This is a genomic window from Undibacterium sp. GW821-FHT07F11 (assembly GCF_059418665.1).
Map to the genome: position 1 here is coordinate 180,727 of NZ_JBWKQH010000006.1, position 15,350 is coordinate 196,076.

Genomic DNA, 15,350 nt, shown 5'->3' on the forward strand with positions numbered 1-15,350 from the left:
TGATCAATTTTTGTAGTGCTTAATTCAAGCATTTTTATCAGGAGGAAGTATGGCATTGCCAGTTCTGGCCGGTATGGCTGCAAAATACGTAGGTTCAAAAGTGATAGAGCATGGGGTTGAGAAACTTGCAGAATCCATCAAGTCTTCAGGTGCGCTCGACAAGGGGGGGAAAATGGATGTGCCATTTGGTCCGTCGAAAATGCTGATGTCTTCAGTTACTGAGCCACCAGTCAAGTCGCTGGCGAAAGACGCAGCATTATCTATGAAATAGGCCCGTCCTATTGTTGTGCAGGTCGTGTCGTTGGTGCAGTCAGGGCATTGCTCAGTAATACTTGTCATTGGAATAGGGAAAGCAGATAATCTGTTTGCCCTGCACTGTCTCGTGTATATTTCCCATGGATAGCATCCGATACCGATTTTGCTAACATAGCCAACCAACCTCATGAAAATTTCAGATCTTGTTTTGTACGTCCGGATTTGGCTATTAATGGCGACGATTTGGTTTTTTGCTGCAGCGATAGAACGTTTCACCTATCCTTTTCGTTATGAGGGTGAGTTACTGGCTGCAGATGTGCCGCATCCGACCGGGGATTGCAAAGGTCTGACAGCAAAAACCATGATTGCCTGGCGACTGTCTGCGGATAAAAAAATTATTGAATATAAATGCCCTGCGTCACGTCCGTGGCCATTTTATGCAACCAGCTCCAGTACCGAGATCCCAAAGGTGGTGCTGCAAGTGATCGCTGATCGCAAGAAGGAGGCTGCAGTGAGGGGGGCTATAGCAAAGTAATGAGTAGCTGGACAGACTACATTTTTGGAACTGCTTTGGATGTGGCAGTTTGTTCAAGCTTTTGATTGATCAGATCAAACAATTCAGGCTCCACTTTTGTCCAGTTGTCGCCACTAAGGGCGTTGACAGGCGCGTGGTCCTTGTCGCTGGCGCTCTGATACGGGCCAATTACACTGAACTGAGAGTAGCCACCTGCTTCGCGGCGCAACGTGAAGAAATCGCCTTCCATATCCTTGTAGGTGCGCTCTGCGAACTTTTCGTCGCCATCGCTGCCGTAACCAAAGTCAATCACTTCCAGCTTGGCAGGCATGATGCCGCTATCGATATTGCGCTGATGTGTCGCTGTGTCTTCACGTTGTTCGATGAAGTTGACTTGGAAGCTGCCGCCCAGCATGGCGCGTTTGGAAATTTCTGATAAGGCATCTGTGATCAAAGAAGCAGCATTGACGTTTTCCAGTGCCACTTCGTGGATGTCTACACTGATTTGATGTGCCGATTTTTCACCATCGACGCCTGGATTAATCGTGATGGCGACATTGCCGAATTTCTCCAGCTTTTCAACTTCTGCACGGATTTTATTGTAGCGCTCGAAAATATCTGTGCTGATCAGGCAGGCGCCGGTAACAGTGACAGCAAGTTCAGGCTTGACTTCAAGTATGCCCTTTTCGCGCAAAATGTTGGCGATTTCGACGCGCGCATACATTTGAATTTGCTTGGGGTCTTCAAAGTAAAGTACCCCCGAAAGAACACGATCTTCTTCCGATTCAATATATTCGAAAATACGGTCTAGTTGTTCTGGAGAGACAAATTCAGGATCAACTCCATTACGGCGAAGTACATCAAGAATATCTTCCTCCGTAAGATCGATAGTTGAGCCACTCATCTTTGTCCTCTTGCTCTCTACAAGCAATTTTTATTTTTAGCACGCGAGATATTACGAAATTAAAGTAGGAAAGTCAAACTCGCACTTTCCTGCGGCAGGTAGTTCTGTATCTTGGTGGGTCTTGCTTCTTTCACTCATGTTGCCAGCCTCGCGCACTATATGCTGTGCATTAAGTTTTTTGAACTGACGTTTGTCATATCAAACGATATAAATACAAACGCATTTCTTTGGACATACCATACTCAAATTGGGGCACTTCTCAGATATTCAACAGCCCAGGAATGTAAGCATATTATTTCCAAGTCGACTTAAAAAGAGTGGGTGACTGGCAATCAAAATATCTTTGTGACTGGATTCGTTAACACTGTTATACGAATGAAGTTGACGCACAGTTTTCTCATTAAACGCATTGTCGGATATCTGCGCTGTCTTGGCATAAGGATGGTGACGGTCTTACAAAATGTAACACAATGACGTCTGATATTTGACTCAAAAGTCATAACATTGCCAAAAGTGAACGCGGTATTTCGTGTTTATCTACATGTGAAAGTCAAAAATACAGGCGCCTGCTGCATGATTTCATATTTTTTAAAAAACATCAGTGTTGCATCTGTGTGCATCTGCATTGTTAAGTGCGTAAGTGAGCTGCAGGATGACAGTTAATTCAGAATATACTAACCAACCAACTCATTTTATTGAAATGGGTTTCAGTTTGTAATCACCGTTTTTGTTGAGGAAACCTGTAATTGAAATCAAGTAAACCTGTGCCTGAAAAAGTCACGAAAGTGACTGCGCGGCGTAAAACATCTGCCAAGGAAGTGGTCGTGGATGAAGTATTTCCTGAGCTGATGATAGTCGGGACTAATATCGCAAAAAATAAAAGTTACTACCTGGCACAAAAAGCGCTGATACAACGTGTGGCACACGGCGTATACATACCGACTGACAAAATGGCAGATGGCAAGGCCATTTTGATGCGGCATGCGATCCGGCTGGCCAGCCTGCATTTCAAAAATGCGACTGGACTATGCTACTCAAGTGCCTTCACGCTAGAAGCGATTACCTCTGAATCTGGCCCGCCCTTGGTCTTTGTTGCAGGTGAGTATTCGTACGGGCTGGAATTGGGCGAGGGCGACATTAAATTGATGCTGGTGCAATCCCTGCATCCACCTTATGAAATGCTCAAGACCAATGAGGAATATGAATTTTACGAAGACAAAATATGCTCTGATCCCATAGGTGAATTTGTCGTCAAAGTGCCACGTCCTGAACTTCTGGTTTTGCATAATTTTGAACGTGTTAAAGAGTGGTCAGAAAAAAAGATTGCCAATGGGCATTTAAAGAAGTTCGTCAGCTGGATAGTTGATGCCCGGTACGGCGGGTCCATCCCGGCATTTTCAGCAAATTTTGCTGAGCTGGCGATTAAATGCAATCGTCTGGAAGAGCATGATCACGCCGTCACAGCCCTGCTTGCCGAGGGCTTTTCCATGTCCGAAAGGTACTTGCGGAAAATCGTTTGACTTTTGATTTTCATTCGCCTAAACTTTGCCTCATATATGGGGGTGGTGCTGCTGCCTGTGCCACAAAATGCGAAATAAAAGTTGATGATTTCTTTATCTTGCTTTTGCGTAGAGTTGCTATCGCGAAATGAATAGATGGCAATCAACTGGATAGGGATGTTAGCCGCATGATTGCCTGCCTTATTGGGTGGGCAATATCGATACATCTTGAGTCTGCATTTGTCCGGCTTGCCGCCAGTTTGATCTGGTTGTGCAAATCAAAGCTGGCGCATTCACCAATCACATATATGTATATTGAATAGTAGGGGCAGCCAATGGCTGCTTTTTTATTTACTTGCAAAGAGCGTTTGCTGTGAGCCAGGAACCTGATTTGTGTGCGCATGACATCATTGGGACTATCCCGTCTGCAGAAAGGATTGCCCTGCAAAAGGCAGTGCAACTCTGCGTGCAATATCTGCTGGATGTGCAGATGGTGCTGGATGTTGATGTGATCGCACCATTTTGCTTCCACAACTGCATGATTTTTTTATCGAGACCTACCGGGCAGTTGCAGGTAGATATTGCGGTATCGGAAGCAGTAGTGCTGGACTACGACATCAAATCTCTGCACATGAATACACGCTATGTCATGAATGAAATGATTGCCCAGGCAGTCAGATTGTATGGCTCGGATGGGCATCAGGCATTTGCCATGTCCTTCCTGTTTCGCGATGGTTGTGGTTTGGTGAAGCTGGAGCAGGCTGGTGGCTACACGGTAAATTTAATAGAGCGTGTGCCGGTATCGCTGGATTATCAAGTCGGATTCGCTGTTTAGAGGAGTGACAGGTGAGAGTTTTTTCAATGGTAGTAGTGATGGCTGCGCTTACTGTATCTGGCTGCGCCACGCGACAAACGACGGCGCAGTATCGTGAAGTCATTCCGGAAAATAATTTCAAAGGCATTGTCGAAGTGCCAGCAAAGCAGCCTTCACTCTTTATGCGGGATATGAAGCTGGAACCGGCACAGTCTGCTGATCACGTCAAAACAGATCCGGTGACTATGAATTACACCTGGTTTTATGAGCGTGGTCAAACTTTGGGGCAACATCTGGATACCTGGGCGCATCGCTACGCTTTCCGCTTTGAATCGCGTATCCCACTGGGTTGGGACCCTTATGTGCAATCTGACGGCAGTTTTGTTGGTAATTTGTATTCTGCCATTGAAGACCTGGCTTATTTTTCTGATGAAGGGAAAAATAATTTCCATCAATATCATGACACCAAGCGGCTGCGTACAAAAAGTGTGCAGGTCACGATTTTTGAAAAAGAGCGCTATATCAGGATAGAGCTAAGAGATGCGATGGCCGAAGCTGCGGAGGCGCAACGCGATGAACAAGACCGCGTGGCAGCGGAAAAAGCAGCAGGAAAAACAGCCTTCGCTGATTACTTTCGTTCAGGTAAATAAAACCTATGGTTTACGCCGCTTCGTCCTTCTTTATCCTTGGTTTGCTGCTGTTGGGCACACGTATATATGTACCTGCGGGTGCCAACAAGCATAATTTTTTGCAATTTGCTGGCCTGGCAGCCTTGGTGATGATTTTGCTTTCTTGTGTTTTTGTGGCGTATGCAGGCATGTCTGGCAAGAATGAAGAATTGACCGTCCCGGTGTCAGGCGATTTTGGTCTATCTGGTAATGCACCCGGCAATGGTGGGTCAGTGACTTTGGATATGTCCAGGCCAGGCGGTAGTCAACAGGATTCGCCAACAAGAACTCCTGCAACTGCTCCAGTTGCAAATACACAAAATCCTTTTGGTCAAAAAGATGCAGCCAGCGGTGTTCCATCTGTGTTTTCCATGGCACAGGCGAGCCAGATTTGCGCAGGTTTTTCTGATGTCGCAATGGGAGCGTTATTAGCAGGATCACGTGGCGAAGCTTTTCCGCCTTATGAAGAAAAGGCCAGGCAGTTGAGTGAGCAGGTCATGCGTCTACCCTTTGTGCGTGAAGCGGGAGCCAAACCCATGCAGTACATCAGCACCTTGTTCGCCACCCTGGTGGAAGACCAGTACTACATCTCTCCACAGAACCGTGCAGTGCAACTGGGCCTGATAGGCAAGGTCGACAAAAAACTGGCGCTGGATGCTATGAATCAAGTCTGCGAACTGAAAATTCTGGAGATACGTGCCAAATGAATGCACTAGCCAGTATGGATACTCTCCCTTTGTTGAGTCAGACCCTGGAATCTCTGCTCGCACCGCAATACATTTTCTTCGCCAACAATGCTGATGGTCGTGTTCATGACGGTATTGTTTATGGCAGTAGTGAAAATGATTGGGTCTATGGCGAAGATGGCTTGTTTCCTGCCATGCTGTATCTGGCCGAGCGGCATTATAAGGACACCTTTTTTGAGGGGGATTATGCAATCCCGCCCGAACAGGGCACGCTGGCGCAAGGTTTTGGTATTGACTGGATTCCCGATCCCAGTTTTCAAAGCCGGACTGGCTATCGTGCCCAGATTTCAGACGCCGGTCTGCAAGTTTCACTCTCCGTCGTCTTGCTGTTTGTGCATGATGCAATAGAGCGTATGCATCAATATAGCTATCGAAAAGTGAAAGACTGGCGTTTTGAGATAGACGATGGGCGATTGCTTGAAGAGCTGGAAGAAAAAAAGATAGTTAATGCCAACGGTTTGCTGGATTTGTTCCAGATGGTACTCGCCCCTATACCTGAGCCAGAACCTGAAAATACTTAATCGCACTTTCGTGTGGAGTTCCAATGACGGAAAAAAAAGAAGCATCACCGCTCAGGCGTAAACTTGTTCCTTCTGGTGATGCCCAGAAAGCTGCCGGTATTACGCGGAGTGCATTCAAGCGCCTGTTTACCAGCGTACGTTCAGAGCGGGAAGAAAGTTTTAATGAAGCTCAGGTACGCTTGAACTGGACTGAGGACGATATAGCAGGCTTCATATCCTACAGAAAAAAAGAGACCACCATTTATGCTCTGCTGACGGCTGTGGCTTTTTTATTCGCCTGTGGTGCACCGTATTCAGAAAACCCCTTGACGCACCTCGTCACTTCACTGGCTGTCATGCTGATGATAGGTACCAGATGGTTGGTGGCGCATTTTCGCCTGACCCAATTACGTCACAGGGCGCTGTTTTCATTTTCCGAATATCTGGGCATTCTGTTTCCCTTCCTTTCCGATAGTGTCAGGGAAATCAGTGCAGGGCTGAGTGAAAAATCAGCGGCAGATACCGGCAGGCGCGCAGACGAGTCCGCTAAGGTCGTCGACCTGAACAAGAACCACAATAATAATTGAGGACAGGTTTGTGGATGCCTACATTGCGCCAGTGGATACCATATCTGAACCAGCCTTCTATTCTTGCATTAAAGGCGCTTCTGAATATTACAAAGTGCCGTCAATGGCACTGCTGGCAATTTATGCGCAGGAACGGGGCTCCTCTGCACGCACTTCAAGCAATGCAAACCGTACGCAAGACTATGGCCGTTTTCAGATCAACGATGCAAGCTGGAAGCAGTATCTGGCGGAACATCGCATTCCTTTAAGCAGGGTGCTGAAAGATAACTGCCTGAATGCCTATGTGGGAGCGAATATTTTCAAACTCAGGTATCTCACCTGCAAGTCTGATGTGTGGTGTGCCATAGGTTTGTATCACTCGGCCAATGAACCCTATCGTTCTGCTTATGTGGGTAATGTCTATAAAAAGTATCAGGCAATTCAACGAGACGCAGAATTTCTGAATTGGTTCCGGTCGCTGGCTTTATACGATGCCAGCAAAGGTAAATGGGAATATTTAATCGCAGGAGCAGGGCATGCCGCCACCACAAACAGGTAATTCCGGTAACGACACTTCCAACGAAGGCCTGTGGGCCATGCTGTTATTTGTCGCAGGTGTGCTGATACTCTGGTTTATCGGCAAGGGCTTCATTGTCGGTGCAGTCTTCCTGTTCCGTTCTTATGTAACAGGGCCACTGATAGGTTTGTTTGATGCCGATGTGCGTGCAGCCGTTGATTGGATGGGTAGTGTGTCTTACGGCAATGTGGAATATAACGAATTTGCCGCCAACGGTGAGTTGATAGGGAAGTACACCAAGGTACCAGCGATGCTGTTATGTGTCGCCATGGGTGTCTATATCTTTTTCAAGCATCCTTCTCAAAAATTCAAGCGTCGCTGGGACATGTTCAGTCTGGCGAAAAAAGAAGCAATATTGTGGCCCTGCATTACGCCCGTGCTGGATGCCAATCTCTTGAAAGTACCGGTTGAGAGCGGCCGCTGGGCCTGGAGTACCACACCAAAAGAGTGGGTAGAAAAAAACCAGCTTTGGGAAATTTATCAGGAGACATCGCCTGTCAGTGGCTTGCCCGTCAATAAGCGTCGTCTGGATCGTGCCAGCACAGAAGTCGCATTGATCAAGCAATTAGGCCCCAAATTTGTGTCGTTCAATGATTTGCCTCCTTACCTTAAGGCATTGCTGGGGTCTTTCATGGCCAAGATCAGTGGCGACAAGAAAACTGCATTGAAGATTTTGAACCAATTGTCAGCGTCCAGCTCGGCTGTTGGTGTGGCCAGTAATGATCTGGCAGTCAAACTGGCTGTGGCGAAATTTGATACTGAGCTGGGCCTGGCCTGTTTCGAGAAATATAAAAATACGGATGCCATCGTAAAAATCCTCGCACGCCATGCCTATATGGCGACAGCCATGCTGGCCTTGCTGGACAAGGCGCGTACTAGCGGTGTGGTGGCTTCAGCTGAATTTTTGTGGCTTAAACCAGTGAACCGCACACTGTTCTATATGTTCAATGCTCTCGGACGCAGAACCTGCTGGATGGAATCAGCAGGAATATTCGCTCATTACCAGGCTGAACTGCAGTCTGGTACGAAAGTGATGCGCCCTTACGTCAAGACTGCACTGGATGGCCTGGAGTCTTATCTGGATGAATATCTTGATACCTACGGCAGCCAGGTGTGATGGCCTTTGAATTCAACATGATTTTATTTAGGAAAATGGAATGTTACAAAATCTGATCAATCGTTTTGAAAGCTATCAAGCCATACAGGTCAACAAGAATTTTAATTCTCATGAATTGACTGTGCTTGGCAAGATTTTGCTGGAGGGTGCCCGCGAAGTTGAAGTGGCCAACGTCATACGTTTTCCATCAATAGAACAAGGCTTTTCCATCTTTTCTATAGAAAGCGGCTCTACGCTGTCGGCACCGGCAAGCCCGGCTGTTGTCAATGAAGCGGATGCAAGCTCTGCAACGGCATCTTCACCTGTGGCTGTTGCTCAGCCCGACCGTATCTTGCCCAGACTTGCTACCGGTCTTGTCAATGATCTCAAGAATGATGCTTATCACCTCATCGTCAGGCAGGGGAATACGCTGGAGAATGGCATGGTGCTGGCATCTTTCACCAATATGCAAAGCGCCGGCATTGCTTTGCGCAAACTGGCAAAACTCAATGCCCGAAAAACCAGGGCATGGAAAATCGCAGGCTTCCTGATCGTTGTCTATCTGCTGCTGTCCATTCCCATGATGAAACGTCCCCCACAAAAATCCCTGGAGGAAATCACTACCAGCATGGAAATGCGCAATCCTGAAGTCGCGAGACAAATGGAAAACATCAACCGCAGCCGCACCGTCGGCAGCGAGCTCATGGCGCAACCAGCACCGCAAATGCAAGCGCAGCCTGATCCATCTTCCATGCTGGGTGGCCCAACCACAGCGATGGAACCAGCACCGGCACCGGCTGCTGCCAAGCCTGAGCAGAGCCAGGGGAATTTTGGTTTCTGATCGTCGCTATAGCGAATAGCGCATGGATAAAGCGGGCCGTTGATCTGGATACAGCCCGTGATGTTTTCGACATAATCGAGTATTGAGGGAAGTATGGCCCAACCACAACAGTCAGGTCTTGAGCCGGAAAATGAAGTCAAGGCCCATCATCGGCGTCGTGATACGCGTCCGCAGTTACAAAGAATAAAAGAAGATATTCTTTTCAAGCCGGAAGCCGCCAGCATACTGATGTTTGTGATTGGTGCGGCGGCCATGATTTCGCCTACCTGGCATGAATACATAGTCGTGTTCGGCATTTTGCTGTTCCTGTACATACGCTCCAGCTTTAAACACTATAGCCTGCCTTTTCGCATGCCCATGTCGACGGCTTATGATGCGTCTGCAAATGATGGCAAAGGGCGTTCAGGCATTATTGATCCGGAAGAAATCAATCCCGCAAACGATAAACCGACCTGGGCCAAGGGCATCTCGCATTTTGGCAACCGTAAAAAAGATGATGCCGAACTCTGGTTCAATAATGATGATCTGCGTACCCACATACTGATTTTTGGTTCTACTGGTAGTGGTAAAACCGTGGCGCTGGTGTCCATGGCATATAACGCCCTGATGCAGGGCTCGGGTTTTATCTTTGTTGATGGCAAGGGTGACGCCAGTCTGTTTGCCACCATTTTTTCCATGAGCCGTGCCATGGGCCGGGAAGATGATTTCCTCATCATCAATTTTGGTACAGGTTCCCGCGATATTGAAGGTCCGCAACTCACCAAATTATCCAATACCATCAACCCCTTTGCTTTCGGGGCATCAGATGCCTTGACACAGTTGCTGGTTGGCCTGATGGGAGATTCTGGCGGCAGTGGCGATATGTGGAAAGGCCGTGCGATTTCCCTGCTGACCGGTTTGATGATTGCCCTGGTGTCCCTGCGCGATGCAGGCCGTATTCTGCTGGACGTGGAAGTCATACGTGACTTCATGCAATTGAAATACATCGTCGCCTTATCGAATGGCAAAAATCCTATCGATGGCACACCCATCAAATTGTCTGACCGTGCCCAGGCTGCTATCAAGGCATATCTGAGTTCTCTGCCTGGCTTTGTAGAAAAGAAAGGCGCTGACCAGTCAGCCACTACGCTGGAGCAGCATGGTTATCTGCAAATGCAGTTCACCCGCGTACTCGGTTCATTGTCAGATACGCTTGGTCATATTTTCAAAACCAATCTCGGTGAAGTTGATTTGTACGATGTTGTGGTCAACCGCCGCATCCTGGTCGTCTTGCTGCCAGCATTGGAGAAATCCCAGGATGAGCTGGCCAATTTGGGTAAAGTCGTCATCATGAGCCTGAAAAACATGATGGCAGCGACTCTGGGTGCACAGATGGAAGGCAGCAAAATGGAAGTGCTGGATAACCGGCCTACCAACGCACCATCCCCCTTCGTGACGATACTGGATGAATATGGTGCCTATGCCGTGCCTGGCGTTGCCGTCATGCCTGCGCAGGCACGCAGCCTTGGTTTCAGCATGGTATTCGCCAGCCAGGATATGCCGGGCTTTGAAAAAGCATCCAAGGAAGATGCTGCGTCCATCGCCGCCAACTGCAATATCAAGATTTTCATGAAGCTGGAAGATGCAGAGCGCACCTATGAGATTTTTGAAAAATCAGTAGGCATGGCCGACGTCATGGTCATGGGCGGTATGCAGGCCAGCACTAATGGTATGTCCACCAACTATATGGACAATATGAATGCCACTATGGAACAGCGTTCACGTGGCTCCCTGCAGGATTTGAAAGAACAAACGCCGGGTGAGGCACATATCCTGTTCAAGTCCAGAATTATCCGCGCCAGAATGTTTTCTTGCGGTATGGTGGACGAACGTAATCTGTTGAGCAAATACAGATTGAATCATTTCATCAAAGTCAAACCACCTGCTTATGGTGAAATGGCAGATTGGGATTTGTCGCCGGAAGCGTTGAAAAAGAAAGCAGATGCTGCTGAGGCACAAGCCCAATCGGCGCAGAAAACAGTAGTTGCAGAAGCCATTGCTACCAGTGCCACGAGCGCAAGTGTTGCTCAGGCTGCTGAAAAAGTGGCAGTAGCAGCTCCAGTCGACAGCAAGCCGATATCAGCATCAACAATGCCTCAGGCTGCTCCAGAGAACGATGTCAAAGAACGTACTGCCCGAGCCCTGTTTGGCAAACGTTCAGGTCAGAAAAAAAATGCTGGACAAGAATTTGATGGTGCGGTCGTCAGTATTTTTGGTCGTAGCAATGACAGCCTGAATGATGCCAGCAAGGCAGTGGTCGCTCCTTGGGCAGCAGATGTGCAGACCGGTTTGCATGAACAACTGGCACCGACAAACGCTTATGAGATTGGCTGGCAAACGGCAACCACCCTGAGTGAGCTGTATGCCATGGAAGAAAAAAATGGCAAGGGCAAGCAGACGCAAATACTGATAGACCAGAAACATACCCATGCAGCTTTGGTCGCGATGGATATGCGTTTGGGTGTGGACGCATTGAAGGCTCAAAATGATGCCGCTCATGTGATCAATGCCATTGTTGCCAATGCCTCATATGCCTGCCAGCCGACACCGGCAAAACGTAACGGCAAAAGCAGCTTGCTGGAAGCATTCAGCAAGAAATACGCTGCCAGGTAATTGTATAAATGAACAAGCTGCCCACTAATTTGGAAACTTGCACAGAGCAATCACCCAGACGTGATTTTCTGGCGAAATCCTTTGCCGTTGCGGCAGGCTTGATATTACCTGCTACAGCGGGGGCTGCCGCTGCACAACTGTTCAGCCCTGATTACTACTACCCAGAAAAATCTGGTGAAGGACGCATACTGCGTCGCATTTACCTGACAAGGGAAGCTTCAAAGTGGCATGCAGCTGAGCGTGCTGATTTTATACTTTGGGATAAAGATGGCCGCATCGATGCAGAAGGCTACAAGCGGCTATGCTGGTTTTTACGGGATGTCAGAAGTGCCAGAGTTGTTCAGGTAGATATGCGTCTGGCAGCCCTGATTACTGCCGTACAAAGTCATTTCTGGTTCAACCAGGGCATCCATGGTTATTACCACCTGACTTCTGGATATCGTTCCTGGGTCACCAATGATCAGACCGAAGGTGCCGCAGCAGATTCCGGTCATGTCTATGCCGGGGCTGCAGATGGCTGGATGGATGGTGTAGGTGTGGAAGATCTTGCTGGCGTTGCCCTCAGCCTTAAGGCTGGCGGCGTTGGCTTATATAAAAAACGTGGGTTTGTTCACACTGATGTAGTGGGAAAGCCGAATTTATGGAAGGCATGATGTAATGCAAAAGAACCGCATATTAAAAAGTATCCTCATGGCAATGGGGATATCGCTTTCTCTGTCTGCGATGGCAGCGACTGACTGGAAGAAGATAATGACGGCGCGTGGCAACAAAGTCGTTAAAGACTTTTCTTCTCCATCAGGTTTCCGTGGTCTGGTGGTAGAAGCAGGCGGTGCCGAGAAAACTTTCTATGTGACCGAAAATGGCGACTACCTTTTTTCTGGGGAATTATTCGGTGAAGATGGCCTGCCTATCTCTCAAAAGAGTGTAGCCCCCAAGTCTGCACCGGACTGGAATCGCATCATGCAGGGGAAAGGCAACAATGTCGTCAAGGAATTCCGCTCTTCTTCAGGATTCAAGGGCCTGGTGGTTGAGCGCAATGGCAGCAAAAAGATTTTCTACATCACTGCTAATGGCAAATTCCTTGCAGCGGGCGAGGTTTTTAATTCTGCCGGTGGCTCTATCACCAAAATTGAATTAGCTGAACAGGCAGGCATTGCTCAGGCGGCCCCTGCAGCACCAGCAGTGAGTGCAAGTGAAGTTGACAAGACCATTGCAGAGCAAAGCAAGATGCTTACCTCCATCCGTGAACTGGAGACCGTTCCTACTGAATTCAAAAACAAGGTTTTTGCCGCAGCAGAAAAATCTACTGCCTGGGTAGAAGAGGGCAGCGGCAATAACATCGTGTATGTGATTTTTGATCCTATCTGCCCACATTGCCATAAAACCTGGGAAATGCTGCGACCTTATGTACAGCGTGGACTCTTGCGTGTGCGCTGGATTCCTGTCATTTCACTCAGCGGTAATAATATGCAAAGCCCGTCAGCGCAAATGGCGGCATACTTTTTATTAAACCGTGGTGAAACCGATATCGTTGAAAAGATGTTCAAGAAAACTATCAAGTCTGTTGCTCCGGATGACAGGATGGCACGCTCCTTGTCACAAAACTTGTTGTTCTTACGCGATACTAAATTTAGAGGAACTCCTCTGCTGATTTATCAGCGCGGCGGAGAACGTAATGCATTCATTGTCCCAGAGCAACCTGAGGTGGAGCAGATTGAGCGCATGATCAGGAAAAATTGAAACCAAATGTTTCCTGACTCTGACTATTGCTGATATTTGAGGCAGGTATTTGCATACTTCGGTATGTATCTGGTCTTAAAGCAGGTAAAAACCAGACCAGCAAAGTTGCCTGAAACCAGGCATTTGGTGCCGCCTGAATTTCGCAGTTCCTGCGGGTCTGATGTCCACAGCTTCATAGGGAATAGTCTGCCACAAATGCCAGTATCAAATGAAGGTGTCATTCAATCAGAAAGTAGTCTATTGCGTTGTTAATTGACTATTTTCATTTTTGTCAAGGGCGCTTGCAAATAGAAACAAAAGCGAAACCACTTTGGATGCTGCGGTATAGGTTTGTTCACGACCTCTAGGTTAAGATATGTAACTTAAACGCTTGCCAAGATTCCGTATTAGTTATTATTATTCTACGGCAACTTCCGTCTTTTTAAGCCAAATTGGGATAAGAGAGTCAGCATTTTTCATCGTGCGGACATTTTTTCCTGTAACAATGAGGAGCGCATGAAAATGAGCACCTCAGTCAAAAAGACGGTGTGAGGTAGATATGTTTTACTTTTGGATTTTGGTAGTCGTATTGCTTTGTCTTGTTGTATATGGCTTTGATCAGCAATCTGAACTTGATCCTGAAACGGTCAGGCCGCGTAAGCTATTCATGCGTATGATTATCTGGTGTTTGCGTTCTGCGCGTCAGCTGGGCAGGAACATCTTGCATGGATTTAAGACGGATGTGTCGGGGCGGAGCGCAGATATGCAGTTAAAAAAACGTGCACAGCAAGACATGAAACAGGAAGATTGATAAAAGCGTTTTAGTTTGGAGCATTCAGTGAACGAAATCATGAATGAGGACTTGAAATCTTCAGAAACCGCAACTCAGCCACTGACCAAGTGGGCGGACCTGACGATGCACACCTTGCGTATGGTGGTTGCGTATGACCCTGATACTCAAAGTAAGCGCTTGTGTTTATTGGGACCTTTGTCGCTTGCCCAGCGCCGGGTATTGGTTCGTGAAGGCTTTTATGAAGAGCGAGGTATGCTTTTCAGGGATGAGCTGAACTTTGGCCTGACACAGTTGGCCAACATATTTCCCTATGTACGTGTGGTGAATAAACATACCAATGAAATCGGTGTGCTTGCCAGTGAATTACCAGCCTTGCAGCAAGAATTAAAAAAAATGGCGATCTTGCGTCCCACCATTGTCACCACTGCGCCAAGTGCTGAAAATCTGGTGCAAGTACCATTGAGTCGTCCCGTGCTTTCGATAGAGCCTGTCCCCTTTTCCAGCCGCTTTTCCAGCGTGCGCAGTTATCTCGGTCATGCCGACTTCAACAGGCTCAAAAAATCTGTTTTTGTACGAGCTGGTTATCGCTGCGAAATTTGTCTTGAAAATGGCTTTGAACAAGGTCATCAGCACCCGGTCGAATGTCATGAAGTGTTTGAATATGACGAAGCCAGAGGAGTGCAAAAAATCACTGCTCTGATGAGCTTGTGCCCGCGCTGCCATTCGGTTAAAAATATAGAGCTGAGCAGAGCGAAAAGTGATAATGAATTTGATACCGCCATGGCACAACTGGCAAAGATCAATGGCTGGAGCAAGGCTCAGGCATTGACCTATTACCAGCATGCCTTGCATGTCTGGAAAGAGCGATCTAAAAAGTCATGGGAATTGAATCTGGACATGTTGGATGGTATGGGCCTGCAGTTTCCCGGGGAGGGCAACCAGATTGTAAAGCGCCCAAAGCGGGGTCGTGAAGCTGGTTCCAAACTGCCTTTTCTATCCCAGCTTCCACTGAACAGCATGAAACTGTTTTCTACTGCGGGCGCACAAAAAGACAATTGATGCGCAAAAAATCTGCAGTTTTCTGCAATAAAAAACGCTGACCACCATAGAGTGCTCAGCGTTTTTTATTGTGCTTAATTATGCCTGTGGATCACTGTCGGTACATCTAAATCAGCTTAGTGATACACCGAAATTGCATTGTTAATG

Annotated in this window: 16 protein-coding genes; 15 read left to right on the forward strand and 1 reads right to left on the reverse strand. The window is 47.6% G+C overall.

What is annotated here, in order from left to right; genetic code table 11:
• Positions 1-49 precede the first annotated feature (49 nt).
• Both AC07OI_RS16480 and AC07OI_RS16485 read left to right on the forward strand, forming a co-directional pair.
• On the forward strand, positions 50-271 hold the full coding sequence (locus tag AC07OI_RS16480; protein WP_492704751.1) for a hypothetical protein: 222 nt from the start codon (positions 50-52) through the stop codon (positions 269-271).
• Positions 272-442: 171 nt separating this feature from the next.
• Positions 443-790 carry a hypothetical protein gene (locus AC07OI_RS16485; RefSeq protein ID WP_495257960.1) on the forward strand — a complete coding sequence of 116 codons (348 nt, stop codon included), beginning with the start codon at positions 443-445 and terminating at the stop codon, positions 788-790.
• Between the two features lie 16 nt (positions 791-806).
• On the opposite strand, the gene AC07OI_RS16490 is transcribed toward AC07OI_RS16485, so the two are convergent.
• Positions 807-1,673, reverse strand: coding sequence for a hypothetical protein (locus AC07OI_RS16490; protein WP_495257961.1), 867 nt, complete (start codon positions 1,671-1,673; stop codon positions 807-809).
• 746 nt (positions 1,674-2,419) lie between these two features.
• Here AC07OI_RS16490 and AC07OI_RS16495 point away from each other — a divergent pair.
• From AC07OI_RS16495 to AC07OI_RS16555, 13 genes are all read left to right on the forward strand, one after another.
• Complete coding sequence (locus AC07OI_RS16495; RefSeq protein WP_495257962.1) at positions 2,420-3,193, forward strand: hypothetical protein; 774 nt, start codon at positions 2,420-2,422, stop codon at positions 3,191-3,193.
• Between the two features lie 352 nt (positions 3,194-3,545).
• Entirely contained in the window at positions 3,546-4,007 is a 462-nt protein-coding gene (locus AC07OI_RS16500) for a hypothetical protein (protein ID WP_495257963.1), read from the forward strand.
• A gap of 11 nt (positions 4,008-4,018) precedes the next feature.
• Positions 4,019-4,636: a hypothetical protein gene (locus AC07OI_RS16505; protein ID WP_495257964.1), complete on the forward strand. Its 618-nt coding sequence runs from the start codon at positions 4,019-4,021 to the stop codon at positions 4,634-4,636.
• Between the two features lie 5 nt (positions 4,637-4,641).
• Positions 4,642-5,361, forward strand: coding sequence for a hypothetical protein (locus tag AC07OI_RS16510; RefSeq protein WP_495257965.1), 720 nt, complete (start codon positions 4,642-4,644; stop codon positions 5,359-5,361).
• Positions 5,358-5,921, forward strand: a complete 564-nt coding sequence (locus AC07OI_RS16515; RefSeq protein ID WP_495257966.1) for a hypothetical protein — start codon at positions 5,358-5,360, stop codon at positions 5,919-5,921. The genes AC07OI_RS16510 and AC07OI_RS16515 overlap by 4 nt, the downstream gene beginning before the upstream one ends.
• A gap of 23 nt (positions 5,922-5,944) precedes the next feature.
• Positions 5,945-6,487, forward strand: coding sequence for a hypothetical protein (locus AC07OI_RS16520; protein ID WP_492704759.1), 543 nt, complete (start codon positions 5,945-5,947; stop codon positions 6,485-6,487).
• Positions 6,488-6,497: 10 nt separating this feature from the next.
• The gene (locus AC07OI_RS16525; protein WP_492704760.1) at positions 6,498-7,025 is read left to right on the forward strand and encodes a lytic transglycosylase domain-containing protein; all 528 of its coding nucleotides are present in this window, start codon (positions 6,498-6,500) and stop codon (positions 7,023-7,025) included.
• Complete coding sequence (icmP, locus tag AC07OI_RS16530; protein ID WP_492704761.1) at positions 7,003-8,160, forward strand: type IVB secretion system coupling complex protein DotM/IcmP; 1,158 nt, start codon at positions 7,003-7,005, stop codon at positions 8,158-8,160. The genes AC07OI_RS16525 and icmP overlap by 23 nt, the downstream gene beginning before the upstream one ends.
• Positions 8,161-8,200: 40 nt before the next feature.
• Positions 8,201-8,980, forward strand: a complete 780-nt coding sequence (locus AC07OI_RS16535; RefSeq protein ID WP_492704762.1) for a hypothetical protein — start codon at positions 8,201-8,203, stop codon at positions 8,978-8,980.
• Between the two features lie 93 nt (positions 8,981-9,073).
• A complete protein-coding gene (locus AC07OI_RS16540; RefSeq protein WP_495257967.1) occupies positions 9,074-11,632 on the forward strand; it encodes a type IV secretory system conjugative DNA transfer family protein in 2,559 nt (852 codons plus the stop codon).
• Positions 11,633-11,640: 8 nt separating this feature from the next.
• Positions 11,641-12,285 (forward strand): YcbK family protein, encoded by a 645-nt coding sequence (locus AC07OI_RS16545; protein WP_495257968.1) that lies wholly within the window; start codon positions 11,641-11,643, stop codon positions 12,283-12,285.
• 4 nt (positions 12,286-12,289) lie between these two features.
• On the forward strand, positions 12,290-13,372 hold the full coding sequence (locus AC07OI_RS16550; RefSeq protein ID WP_492704765.1) for a hypothetical protein: 1,083 nt from the start codon (positions 12,290-12,292) through the stop codon (positions 13,370-13,372).
• A gap of 817 nt (positions 13,373-14,189) precedes the next feature.
• A complete protein-coding gene (locus AC07OI_RS16555) occupies positions 14,190-15,203 on the forward strand; it encodes a hypothetical protein (protein ID WP_495257969.1) in 1,014 nt (337 codons plus the stop codon).
• Positions 15,204-15,350: the final 147 nt, after the last annotated feature.